This window comes from Streptomyces sp. NPDC004111 (assembly GCF_042874215.1).
GTDB lineage: Bacteria > Actinomycetota > Actinomycetes > Streptomycetales > Streptomycetaceae > Streptomyces.
This window is the reverse complement of record NZ_JBIAMU010000036.1, coordinates 1-11,433: the sequence shown is the minus strand read 5'-3', so window position 1 is coordinate 11,433 and position 11,433 is coordinate 1. Positions and strand designations below refer to the sequence as shown.

Here is an 11,433-nt window from a genome sequence, read left to right as displayed (position 1 = left end):
CCTCCGCGCCCGCGCCGCCGCGCCCGTGTTCGCGCGTCTCGGCGAGGCGCCGTCGTGTCGCACGGCCCCTGTACCGCTGCGGGAGGCGGTGGAGGACGCCGCGCACCCGCGGTCCTCGCCGGGGCGCGTCAACGGCACACGCCCTCGGCGCCGCACACGGACCGGCGGGAGAAGTGGCGGAACCGGGCGTACCGGTGGACGTCCGCACACGGCACTTTCACCGACACCCCCCAAGGGGAACGGCGGTCCGTGCGACGTCCGGCGCCCGCACCGCGTGGCCGAGCCCTCCGAGGGGAAAGGGGAGGCCGTCCGCACCGACGGCCTCCCCTCCGACGGCCTCCCCTCCTGTCAGAAGGAGTGCGGGACCTTCCGGCCGCGCGAGCGGATGCGGAAGCCGGTGATGATCTCGACGATGCCGACGGCCACCAGCCAGCAGCCGCCGACCACGGTCAGCACGGCGACCGAGTCCAGCGGCGAGGTGATCAGCACGATGCCGGCCAGCGCGCTGAGGATGCCGAGGCAGACCTGCCAGCCCCGGGCGGGCATGTCCCGGTCCGCGGCTGCCGCGATGGTCTGGGTGATGCCCCGGAACAGCCAGCCGATGCCGATCCACAGTCCGAGCAGCAGCAGCGACTGCATCGCGCTGCGGAAGCAGAAGAGCCCCAGCAGGATGGACAGGGCACCACTGATGAACGCCATCACGCGCATGGCGGCCGTGACGTGCGTACCGAACGCGGCGATCAGCTGGAGGACGCCGCTGACCAGCAGGTAGGCCCCGAAGAACGACGCCGCCACGAGCAGGGTCGCCCCCGGCCAGGCCAGCACCATGACGCCCAGGACCAGGGAGAGCGCGCCCGCCGCGAGCACGGCCTGCCAGGCACCCCGGGTGATCCGGTGCAGCGGGCCCTCCGGCGGGCGCGGCCCCCAGCCCTGCGGCGCCTCGTCCGGCCGCGCCTCGTCGTGCGGCGCCCCGGCCTGCGGTGCTCCGTTCTGCGGAGTCCCGTTCTGCGGTGCCCCGTTCTGCCACGAGCCGTCCGGCCGCGGTGTTCCCTGCCACGGCTCCTGCGGCGATTCCTGCTGCGGTTGGGTGGTCATACGACAGCTCCTCCGCCGAGTGTGCGCCGGCGGTTCGCCGGCTGGTACCGCTGCACCTCACTAGAGCAAACACCACCAAGAACCGCATTCCGGACGCCAGGCCGGGCGTCGGCGCACCCCTGGCACGGTCCGCGACCGCGGGCGACATGCCGCGCCGTAACCACACTGCTACTTTTCGCTTTATGTCACGATTCGCACCTTTTACCGGATACGGCGGCTGACGCCATGGGTGTCATCCGCGACCACCCCGAACTCGCCGTCTTCCTGTGCCTGGCGCTGGGCTACCTCTTCGGCAAGCTCCGGGTGGGGCCCATCGCACTGGGCGGGATCTGCGGCACCCTGATCGTCGCGCTGCTGCTCGGCACCCAGAAGATCAGCGTCGACGACGATGTGAAGACCCTCTTCTTCGCGCTGTTCATCTTCGCCCTCGGCTACATGGCGGGCCCGCAGTTCTTCGCCCACCTCAACCGCAAGGGCCTGCGCTTCGGCGTGCTGTCACTGATCGAGATGGCCTGCGTGCTGCTCATCGCGTTCGGCCTGGCCAAGGCGTTCGACCTGGACGTCGGCACCGCGTCCGGCATCCTGGCCGGCGCCGCCACCGAGTCGGCCGTCGTCGGCACCGCCACCGAGTCCATCGGCAAGCTGTCCGGCCTGAGCGCCGACCAGATCACCCAGTACCAGAGCCACGTCGCCACCGCGTACACCGTCTGCTATCTCTTCGGTCTGGTCACCATCGTCATCCTGACCAGCCAGATCATGCCGATGATGATGCGCATCAACCTGCGCGACGCCTCCCGCGAACTGTGGGAGAAGATGCGCGGCGAGTCCGCGGCGCTGGAGGACGACGAGACGGAGGCGCTGCCCGCCCTGGTCGGCCGCACCTTCCTGGTGACGCACGCCGACGGCCGCACCATCGGCGACCTGGAGTCCTCCTTCGAGGGCCGGGTCACCGTGGAGGGCGTCAAGCGCGGCAGCCAACTCCTCAAGCCCGAGCCGGGACTGACCCTCTCCCTGAGCGACCTCGTGCAGGTGGTCGGCCGCCGGGCCGGGGTGATCTCGGCGGGCCGGGTGATCGGCCCGGAGACCCCCTCGATCCCCGGCCTGGACACCCCGATGGTGGTCCGGCAGGTGGTCCTGACGGACAAGGCGATGGACCACAAGTCCATCGCGGCGATCCAGAAGGCCAACCCGGAGTTCCTCAAGTCAGGGGTGTACGTCACCGACGTCCTGCGCGCCGAACAGCACCTGCCCGCCGCCCCGGAGACCGAACTGCGCCGCGGCGACGTCCTCACCGTGGTCGGGGCGCGGGCCGGGATCGGCAAGGTCGTGGAGAAGCTCGGCGCCCTGGTCAAGAACGAGTCCACCGACTTCGTCTACATGGGCCTGGGCCTGGTGGTCGGTTCGCTGATCGGACAGCTCGTCGTGCGGCTCGGCGACGTACCGCTGTCGCTGGGCACCGGCGGCGGCTGCCTGGTGTCCGGGCTGTTCTTCGGCTGGCTGCGCTCGCGCCGCCCCACCTTCGGCGCGTTCCCCCCGCAGGCCGCGAGCACCATCAAGGACCTCGGCCTGTCGGTCTTCATCGCCTGCACCGGGCTCGCCTCGGGCGCGACGGCGGGCCCGCTGCTCAAGCAGTACGGCGCGCTGCTGCCGCTGGCCGGCATCGGCATGGTCCTGGTCCCCGCGCTGATCTCGCTCTTCGTCGGCCTGAAGCTGCTGAAGATCGAGAAGCCGCTGCTGGTCGGCGCCATCGCCGGGCAGCAGTGCTCGACGCCCGCGATCACCGCGATCACCCAGGTGTCGCAGAGTTCCGTCCCGCTGCTCGGCTACACGATCACCTACACCCTCTCCAACTTCCTGCTGCCCCTCACCGGGCCGGTTCTCGTCGGCGTACTGGGGGCCTGACACATGATCGACTTCCTGGTGCGCGACATCTTCCGGCCGCACCCCGAACTGCTGGTCTTCCTGGTCGTCGCGCTCGGCTTCCTGGTCGGAAAGATCCACTACAGGACGATCGCGCTGGGCGCGGTCACCGGCTGCCTGGTGGTGGGCCTGCTCCTCGGCGCCCAGCTCAAGGTGCCGGTCAACGGCACGGTGAAGGACCTGTTCTTCATCCTGTTCCTGTTCGCCCTGGGCTACAAGGTAGGTCCCCAGTTCTTCCGGGGCCTGAAGAAGGACGGCCTGCCCCAGGTCCTCAACGCGGTCGTCGTCTGTGTGACGGGCCTGCTGGTCGCCTGGGGCTTCGCCGCGATGCTCGGATACGGTCCCGGGCTCACGGCCGGCCTGATGAGCGGCTCGCTCACCCAGTCCGCGGCGATCGGTGTCGCCCAGGACGCCATCGGCACCCTGCCGGGCATCAGCGCGGGCGACGCCAGGAGCGAGGAGAACCTGGTCGCGGTCGGCTACGCGGTCACCTATCCGCTCGGCACCATCCTGTGCGCGATGCTCCTGGCGAACGTGCTGCCCCGCCTCTACCGCCGCGACCTGGCCGCCGAGAGCGTCGCCCTCGCCCGGGAGATGGACGCCCCGAACGACAACCCGGACCTGGGCGACGGCTACTACGAGGTGGTGCTGCGCGCCTACCGGGTGGAGCACCCCGACCTGGTGGGCCGCACCATCGAGGACTTCGAGAACCAGCAGAAGGAACTCGGCCGCCGCATCTACCTCACCAAGGTCAGACGCGACGGCACGATCCTCGAACAGTCGCAGTCGACCGTGCTCCGGCAGGGCGACGTGGTCGCGCTCAGCGCACTGCGCGGCGACCTCGTGGCGTACGACGCCCGCACCCACGTCGGCGGCGAGTCCGACGACGTCGAACTGCTCGGCTACCAGACCGAGCGCCTGCACGTCGTCGTCTCGGAGAAGGCACAGCTCGGCAGGACCGTCGCCGAACTGCGGCGCGAGCCGTTCATGGTCGGGGTGTACATCGACAAGCTGTACCGGTCCGGCACGGAGTTCCCCTACCGGCTCTCCACCAAGCTGGAGCGCGGCGACACGGTGACCCTGACCGGCCCCAAGCGGCTCGTCGACCCGGCGGGCAAGGAGCTCGGCAAGCCGGTCCCCACCAGCTTCGCCACCGACATGGTCTGGGTCGGCCTCGGCGTCTTCCTGGGCGGCTGCATCGGCATCCCCGCGCTCACCCTGGGCGGTGTGCCGATCTCGCTCTCCACCTCCGGCGGCGGGCTGATCATGGGCCTGGTCTTCGGCTATCTGCGGGGCAAGTACCCGACCTTCGGCAATGTGCCGCCGGGCGCCCAGTGGCTGATGGACACGCTCGGGCTGTGCATGTTCGTCGCCATCGTCGGCATCAACGCCGGACCGAGCTTCACCGACGGCCTCTCCAAGGCCGGCTGGGGGCTGCTGGTCTTCGGCGCGGTCACCACCGTGGTCCCGCTGATCGTCGGATTCCTCTTCGGTCACTACGTCCAGCGGATCAGGTTCCCGATCCTGATGGGCGTCCTGGCGGGCGGTCAGACCACCACCGCCGCGATCGGCGCCCTCAACGAGAACGCCAAGTCCCAGATCCCCACGCTCGGTTACACGATTCCGTACGCCATCGGAAACGTACTGCTGACCATCTGGGGCGCGGTCGTCGTCCTCCTCCACCACTGACACACCCCTCCCAAGGAGTCCCCGTGCCCAAGTCCACGTACAGCCGCGAGGAGATGAAGCGGCTCTCCTCGCTCAGTCCGTTCGAGCTGAAGGGCGAGTTCATCCGGCTCGCCGAGGCGAAGCAGGAGGACAAGCCCGGCCAGAAGGGCACCGCCACCCGCACCCTGCTGAACGCCGGCCGCGGCAACCCCAACTGGGTCGCCACCGGCCCCCGCGAGGCGTACCTCGCCCTCGGCTACTTCGCCCTGTCGGAGTCCCGCCGGGTGTGGACCGCCGACGACCTGGGCGGCATGCCGGAACTGCGCGGCTCCGCCGAGCGCTTCGAGCGGTTCGTCCGTACGCACCCCCAGCTGCCCGGCGTCGAGATGCTCAAGGCGAGCTTCGACCTGGCCGTACGGCGCTTCGGCTTCGACGCGGACGCCTTCGTGCACGAGATGAGCGACTCGCTGATCGGGGACAACTACCCGAGCCCGGACCGCATCCTGACGCACTGCGAGCACGTGGTGCGCGGCTATCTCCAGGACGAGATGTTCGACGGCAGGCCGCCCGCGGACAACCTCAGCCTGTTCGCCACCGAGGGCGGCACGGCGGCGATGTGCTACACCTTCGACTCGCTGATGAAGAACGGCATCCTGCGCAAGGGCGACCGGATCGCCCTGATGGTGCCGGAGTTCACCCCGTACCTGGAGATCCCCGAGCTGGACACCTACGACTTCGACGTGGTGCCCGTCGAGGCGAGCATGTTCGCCGAGGACGGGGTGCGCGAGTGGCGCTATCCCACCGAGGAGGTCGCCAAGCTGGCCGACCCCACGATCAAGATGGTCTGCCTGGTCAACCCCAGCAACCCGCCGTCGCTGGCGCTCTCCCAGCGGGTCACCGACCAGATCAAGGAGATCGTCGCCACCGCCAACCCGAACCTCGTCATCGTCACCGACGACGTGTACGGCACGTTCGTGGAGGGCTTCCGCTCGATCGCGGCCGACCTGCCGCGCAACACGCTGCTGGTCTACTCGTACTCCAAGCACTACGGGGCCACCGGCTGGCGCCTCGGTGTGATCGGTCTGCACGACGACAACGTCATCGACGCGATGCTGCGCGACCAGTCGCAGGAGCAGAAGGACCGGCTGAACGACCGGTACGGCACGCTGACGCTGGAGCCGGAGAAGATCCGGTTCATCGACCGCCTCGTCGCCGACTCCCGGCAGGTGGCCCTCAACCACACGGCGGGGCTGTCGCTCCCGCAGCAGGTCATGATGGTCCTCTTCTCCCTCTTCGACATGCTGGAGGAGGGCCAGGCGTACAAGCACCGGATCCGCTCGATCGTCCGGCGGAGGCTGGACCTGCTGCTCGAAGGCGCCCAGATGAAGATCGCCGAGGACCCGAAGCGGGCGGCGTACTACATCGAGCTGGACCTGCTCGCCGAGGCCGAGCGGGTCCAGGGCAAGGCCTTCGCCGACTTCCTGAAGCAGAACTACGAGCCGGTCGACCCGTTGTTCCGGCTCGCCGAGCAGACCTCGGTGGTGCTGCTCAACGGCGGTGGCTTCGACGGACCCGAGTGGTCGGTGCGCGCCTCGCTGGCCAACCTCGACGATCTGGACTACCTCCAGATCGGCCATCACCTGCGGAAGATCTTCGACGACTACATTGCGGAGTGGAAGGCGGCCGGCGGCAACCCGGTCTCCTGACCTGCGGGGACGGCTCCCATCGGCCGCGACCGCAGTTACCGGGAACCGTCACCGCACCCCGCGGTAGTCAAGGAGGCCAGGGGCATGAGGCGCACCCTCAGCAGGATCGACCGGCGCTGGTTCGAGCAGGTGGCCGCCGCCCGGCTGACGGGCGCGGAGCAGGTGCTGCCCGCGCTGTCGAAGGCGGCCAACCACGGCAAGCTCTGGATCGGGGCCGCGGCGGTGCTGGCGGTGGCGGGCGGGCCGTCCGCCCGGCGTGCGGCCCGCCGGGGTCTCGGCTCGCTGGCGCTGGCGTCGCTGACGACGAACGTGGTCGCCAAGTACGCGGTGCGCCGTGCCAGGCCCGTGAGCGACCTGGTTCCGCTCGTCCGGCGTCCGCGCAAGACCCCGTGGACGCCGTCCTTCCCCTCCGGCCACTCCGCCTCGGCGGCGGCCTTCGTCACCGGGGTGGCCCTGGAGGCGCCCCGGTACGGCGCGCTGCTCGCGCCGGTGGCCGCCGCCGTGGCCTTCTCCCGGGTGTACGTGGGGGTGCACTACCCGGGGGACGTGCTGGCCGGGTGCGCGCTGGGCGTGGCCGCGGCGGCCGTCACCTGCCACTGGTGGCCGCCGCGCGCCGCGAACGTACGGGAGGGCCGTACCCGCGTCGGGGCGCCCGCGCTGCCGGACGGCGAGGGCCTGGTGGTGGTCGTCAACTCCGGTTCGGGCAAGGGCGTGCCGGGCCGGCTGCCCGCGCAGGAGCATCTGCGGCTGCTGCTGCCGGAGGCGGAGGTACGGGCCTGGGACGGGGACGAGGACCTGATGGCGGTCCTCGACGGGGCGGTGGCACGGGCCCGGGAGCTGTCCGGGGCCCTCGGGGTGTGCGGCGGCGACGGCACGGTGAGCGCGGCGGCCTCGAAGGCAGCGGCGGCGGGACTGCCGCTCGCGGTGTTCCCCGGCGGCACCCTCAACCACTTCGCGCTGGACGCGGGCACGGCCACCTTCGAGGACACCGCGCACGCGGTCCGGCGGGGCGAGGCGGTGCGGGCCGACCTGGCGCGGGTCACCGACGGGCGGGGCGCGCACGTCACGGACTTCGTGAACACCTTCAGCATCGGCTTCTACCCGGAACTGGTGCGGCGCCGCGAGAAGTTGGAGGGCCGGATCGGGAAGTGGCCCGCGGCGGCGGTGTCCCTGGTGCGGGTGGTGCGGGACGCCTCGCCGCTGCGCATCGACGTCAACGGCCGGCCGCGCACCCTGTGGCTGCTGTTCGCGGGCAACGGCCGCTACCTTCCCGACGGCCTCGCCCCCTCGCACCGGCCGCACCTGGACGACGGCATGCTGGACGTGAGGACCGTCGACGCCGAAGCCAGGTTCGCCCGTACCCGGCTGGTGATCTCCGCACTGGCCGGGGCCCTCGGCCCGTCCCACGTCTTCCGGACGGAGCGCGTCCCCCGCCTGGAGCTGGGCGGACTGACCGGCGTGGGCCGGCTCGCCTACGACGGCGAGACGGCGCCCGCCCCCGAATCCCTGGTCCTGGCCAAGTCACCGGGCGCCCTCACGGTCTACAGCCCGGCCGAGGACCTCGGGGAGATCCGCCTGCAGCTCCGCACGGCCACCGTCGCCGCCCGGTCCGCCCTCCCGCCGAGGACCGGTTCCTGACCGGTCCCGTCCGGCCCGCACGCCGCCCGCCCCGTCAGCCGCGCCCTCGCTCGGTCCAGCAGTCGGCCACGTCCGCCGCCGTCACCACCGTCGCCACCAGGGCCAAGGTGTTCCGCACCAGTTCGCCGGTGTACCGCGAGGGCACTCCGGCGATGGCGTCGGCGGCCACCAGTACCCCGTAGCCCGCGTTCACCAGGTCGAAGACGGCGTTGGGGATCGCCACGTTCGCCGACACCCCGGCCACGACCACGCTGCGGCACCCCAGGTTCCGCAGCAGCGCGTCCACCTCGGTGCCCGCGACCGGCGACAGCCCGTGCAGCCGACGCACCACGAGGTCCGCGTCCGCCACCTCGATCGGCCGTGCCACCCGCACCGCCCGGGTGCCGGCGGTCTGCTGCACGGGCAGCCGCTCGGCGGCCCGGAAAAGGCGCGCGTTGCGGTTGGCCCCGCGGCCGTCCGGCCGCCGCTCGGCGACGGCGTGCACGACCTGCACCCCGGCGGTGTGCGCGGCGTCGACCAGCCGGGCCACGTTCGCCAGGGCTCCGGAGGACCGCGCCTCCTCGGCGAGTTCGGGCAGCGCGCTCCCGCTGCCGACCACCCCTTCCTGGCACTCCACGGTGAGCAGCACCGCGCTCACCGGGTCGAGCTGCTCGGCGAGTCGTTCCGCGGCCTGTTGTGCGCGTTGTTCCTGCGACGGCATGGCGACACCTCTCCGCTCCCGGGCCCTGCGAACGGCCGCGAGGCTAGCGGCCATTGCGCGCCGGGGGAAGGAAGCCCCATGATTCCGGGGAACGTTTCTGACGGTTCGTCAGCACGGCACATCCGAATCCTCCAGAGGAGCCCGAGATGACCAGCAGCACCCAGCGCCGCGGCCGCCGCATCATGATGAGCGACGCCGAGCGCGACACGTATCTCACCGAGCAGCGCACCTGCCGGGTGGCCACGGTCTCGGCGGACGGCGCGCCCCACATCGGCGCCCTGTGGTTCGTGTGGGACGGCGGTTCGCTGTGGCTCTACTCCATCACCCGCAGCCGCCGCTGGGCGCAGCTGAGGAAGGACCCGAGGATCGCCGTGGTGGTGGACGACGGCGTGGAGTACGGGGAGCTGCGCGGCGTGGAGCTCTCCGGCACGGCGGTCTTCGTCGGCGAGGCCCCCCGCACCGGCGAGCCGTGCCCCGAACTCGACGCTCCCGAGCGGCTGTTCACCCGGAAGTACTTCGGCCTCGCCGAGATGCCGCACGACGGGCGGCACGCCTGGCTGCGGCTGACCCCGGACGCCGTCGCCTCCTGGGACTTCCGCAAACTGGCGGCGCTGTAGAACCCGTCAGCTCGCGACCCGCGTCCCCGAGGCTGCCAGCGCCTCGACCGCCGCCCGGACGGAGGGCCTGCGGTCCGCGTCCGCCCGCCACACCACGTACACGTGCCGGCGCATGGCGTGCCGCACCGGCACGACCCGTACCCCGTCCGGGACCGGCCCCCGTCCGAGCCTGGGCGCCACGCACACCCCCAGACCGGCCTCCACGAGGGCGAGTTGGGTGGCGTGCTCCTCGGCGACGTGCGCGAGCCTCGGCTCGACACCCTCGCCGCGCAGCGTGAGCAGCAGCCACTCGTGGCAGAACTCGCCCTCCGCCCAGGTGACCCAGTCGTCGTCGGCGAACTCCGCGAGTTCCACCTCGTCGCGCCCGGCCAGGGCGTGCCCGGCGGGCATCGCCACGTCCGCCGGGTCCTCCAGCAGGGCGCGCTTGGCGAGCCCGCCCGGCATGGACAGCGGCTTGTTGTACCAGTCGAGGACGACCGCGAGGTCGAAGTCCCCGCGCACCACGCCGCGCACCGCCGCGTCGGGCTCCACCTCCCGCATCTTCACCCGCAGTTGCGGGTGGCACGCGCGAAGCTCCGCGAGCGCCGGCGGCACCAGGCCCCGGGCGGCGGTCGGGAAGGCGGCCAGCGCCAGGTCCCCGACCACCCGGCCGCGCTGGGCCTCGATGTCGGACTGGGCGCGCTCGGCCTGCGACAGGATCCGGGCCGCGTGTCCGGCGAGCAGCCGCCCGGCCTCGGTGAGCCGCACCCCCCGGCCGTTCTTGGCCAGCAGCGGTTCGCCCACCTCCCGCTCCAGCTTGGCCATCTGCTGCGACACGGCGGAGGTGGTGACGTGCAGCCCCTCGGCAGCCCCGCTCACCGAGCCGTGCCGGGCGAGGGCGTCCAGGGTGCGCAGGCGCTCCAGATTCAACATGTAAGCAATGCTACGCGGTCGGTCCACCAATTCTTGCTTGTGCTACGAGGTCGGGGCGGCCATCGTGGCCGTATGACCACCGTGCCCGCGGCTCACCCCCGCACCGCAGAGCCGGCCGCCAGGCCCCACGTCCCCGCCGCCGCGCGCCGCCCCGTGCTCGACTGGCGCATCCGCTTCGCGGTGCTGGCCCTCATCTGGGGCTTCAGCTTCCTGTTCATCAAGCTCGGCACGCAGGGGTACGCCCCGTTCCAGGTCACCTTCGGGCGGCTGCTGTTCGGCACGCTCGTCCTGCTCGCCGCGATGGCGATCAAGCGCACCCGGCTCCCCCGCTCGGCCCGCACCTGGGGCCACCTGACGGTCGCCGCCTTCTTCCTGAACGCGCTGCCCTTCTCCCTCTTCGCCTACTCCGAGCTGACGATCCCCTCCACCCTCGCGGGCATCTGCAACGCCACGTCGCCGCTCTGGGGCATGGTGCTCTCCCTGGTCGCGCTCTCGGAGGACCGCCCGACCCGGCGCCGGGTGGCGGGCCTGGGCCTGGGCTTCCTCGGCGTGCTCACCGTCCTCGGCGCCTGGCAGGGCTTCTCCGGGCTGGACCCGACGGGCACGGCGATGGCCCTGCTGGCCTCGCTCAGCTATCCGGTCGGATGGATCTACCTGCGCCGCACACTCGGCGGCAGCAAGGAGCCCGCACTCTCCATGACCGGTGCACAGCTCCTGCTCGCCACCGCCCAACTGGCCGTGGTCACACCGCTGTTCACCACGCTTCCCACCGCCTTCCCGCTGCTTCCGCTGCTGTCCGTGGTCGCCCTCGGCGCACTCGGCACGGGCCTGGCCATGCTCATCCAGTACAGCCTGGTGGCGGAGATCGGCCCGACCACGGCCCAGATGGTCACGTACTTCATCCCGGTGATCGCGACGGTCGCGGGCGTGACCCTGCTGGGCGAGCACCTCGCCTGGAACACGCCGGTGGGCGCCGTGGTGGTGCTGGCGGGCGCCGCCCTCACCCAGAGCAGGCCCCGCCGCCGCACGAAGGAGCAGCGGCCGCGCCTGCCCGACCCCGCGGCCGGCCCCAAGGACACGCCCTAGGTGTACTGACCCGTGAGGTTGGGGACGCGGCTGGCGGGTGGTTGGCCCTTGAGCGCGGTGTGTCCGCGGTGGTGATTGTAGGTGTGCAGCC

9 protein-coding genes are annotated in these 11,433 nt (G+C 71.7%); 6 read left to right on the top strand and 3 right to left on the bottom strand.

Annotation, left to right across the window (positions count from 1 at the left end):
* Window positions 1-348 precede the first annotated feature (348 nt).
* Complete coding sequence (locus ACFYVL_RS42325) at window positions 349-1,095, bottom strand: DUF308 domain-containing protein (RefSeq protein WP_389255071.1); 747 nt, start codon at window positions 1,093-1,095, stop codon at window positions 349-351.
* Between the two features lie 225 nt (window positions 1,096-1,320).
* Between ACFYVL_RS42325 and aspT (ACFYVL_RS42320) the strand changes: the two genes are divergently transcribed.
* The 4 genes from aspT (ACFYVL_RS42320) (at window position 1,321) to ACFYVL_RS42305 (ending at window position 8,027) form a co-directional block, all read left to right on the top strand.
* Window positions 1,321-2,997, top strand: a complete 1,677-nt coding sequence (gene aspT / locus ACFYVL_RS42320; RefSeq protein WP_389255069.1) for an aspartate-alanine antiporter — start codon at window positions 1,321-1,323, stop codon at window positions 2,995-2,997.
* A gap of 3 nt (window positions 2,998-3,000) precedes the next feature.
* Window positions 3,001-4,704: an aspartate-alanine antiporter gene (aspT, locus tag ACFYVL_RS42315; protein WP_389255067.1), complete on the top strand. Its 1,704-nt coding sequence runs from the start codon at window positions 3,001-3,003 to the stop codon at window positions 4,702-4,704.
* Window positions 4,705-4,727: 23 nt separating this feature from the next.
* Window positions 4,728-6,389, top strand: coding sequence for a bifunctional aspartate transaminase/aspartate 4-decarboxylase (locus ACFYVL_RS42310; protein WP_389255065.1), 1,662 nt, complete (start codon window positions 4,728-4,730; stop codon window positions 6,387-6,389).
* 84 nt (window positions 6,390-6,473) lie between these two features.
* A complete protein-coding gene (locus ACFYVL_RS42305; RefSeq protein ID WP_389255063.1) occupies window positions 6,474-8,027 on the top strand; it encodes a bifunctional phosphatase PAP2/diacylglycerol kinase family protein in 1,554 nt (517 codons plus the stop codon).
* A 34-nt stretch (window positions 8,028-8,061) separates the two neighbouring features.
* On the opposite strand, the gene ACFYVL_RS42300 is transcribed toward ACFYVL_RS42305, so the two are convergent.
* A complete protein-coding gene (locus ACFYVL_RS42300) occupies window positions 8,062-8,727 on the bottom strand; it encodes an isochorismatase family cysteine hydrolase (RefSeq protein WP_389255061.1) in 666 nt (221 codons plus the stop codon).
* Window positions 8,728-8,873: 146 nt separating this feature from the next.
* On the opposite strand from ACFYVL_RS42300, the gene ACFYVL_RS42295 reads away from it, so the two are divergent.
* A complete protein-coding gene (locus ACFYVL_RS42295) occupies window positions 8,874-9,344 on the top strand; it encodes a pyridoxamine 5'-phosphate oxidase family protein (protein ID WP_389255059.1) in 471 nt (156 codons plus the stop codon).
* 6 nt (window positions 9,345-9,350) lie between these two features.
* On the opposite strand, the gene ACFYVL_RS42290 is transcribed toward ACFYVL_RS42295, so the two are convergent.
* Window positions 9,351-10,256, bottom strand: a complete 906-nt coding sequence (locus ACFYVL_RS42290; RefSeq protein WP_389255057.1) for a LysR family transcriptional regulator — start codon at window positions 10,254-10,256, stop codon at window positions 9,351-9,353.
* Window positions 10,257-10,328: 72 nt separating this feature from the next.
* Between ACFYVL_RS42290 and ACFYVL_RS42285 the strand changes: the two genes are divergently transcribed.
* On the top strand, window positions 10,329-11,342 hold the full coding sequence (locus tag ACFYVL_RS42285) for a DMT family transporter (protein ID WP_389255055.1): 1,014 nt from the start codon (window positions 10,329-10,331) through the stop codon (window positions 11,340-11,342).
* The last annotated feature ends 91 nt before the right edge of the window (window positions 11,343-11,433 follow it).

What these genes read in the sequence shown, in the direction of transcription:
- ACFYVL_RS42325 (WP_389255071.1), bottom strand. Translation starts at nt 1,095, where the DNA reads ATGACCACCCAACCGCAGCAGGAATCGCCGCAGGAGCCGTGGCAGGGA.
- aspT (WP_389255069.1), top strand. Translation starts at nt 1,321, where the DNA reads ATGGGTGTCATCCGCGACCACCCCGAACTCGCCGTCTTCCTGTGCCTG.
- aspT (WP_389255067.1), top strand. Translation starts at nt 3,001, where the DNA reads ATGATCGACTTCCTGGTGCGCGACATCTTCCGGCCGCACCCCGAACTG.
- ACFYVL_RS42305 (WP_389255063.1), top strand. Translation starts at nt 6,474, where the DNA reads ATGAGGCGCACCCTCAGCAGGATCGACCGGCGCTGGTTCGAGCAGGTG.
- ACFYVL_RS42300 (WP_389255061.1), bottom strand. Translation starts at nt 8,727, where the DNA reads ATGCCGTCGCAGGAACAACGCGCACAACAGGCCGCGGAACGACTCGCC.
- ACFYVL_RS42295 (WP_389255059.1), top strand. Translation starts at nt 8,874, where the DNA reads ATGACCAGCAGCACCCAGCGCCGCGGCCGCCGCATCATGATGAGCGAC.
- ACFYVL_RS42290 (WP_389255057.1), bottom strand. Translation starts at nt 10,256, where the DNA reads ATGTTGAATCTGGAGCGCCTGCGCACCCTGGACGCCCTCGCCCGGCAC.
- ACFYVL_RS42285 (WP_389255055.1), top strand. Translation starts at nt 10,329, where the DNA reads ATGACCACCGTGCCCGCGGCTCACCCCCGCACCGCAGAGCCGGCCGCC.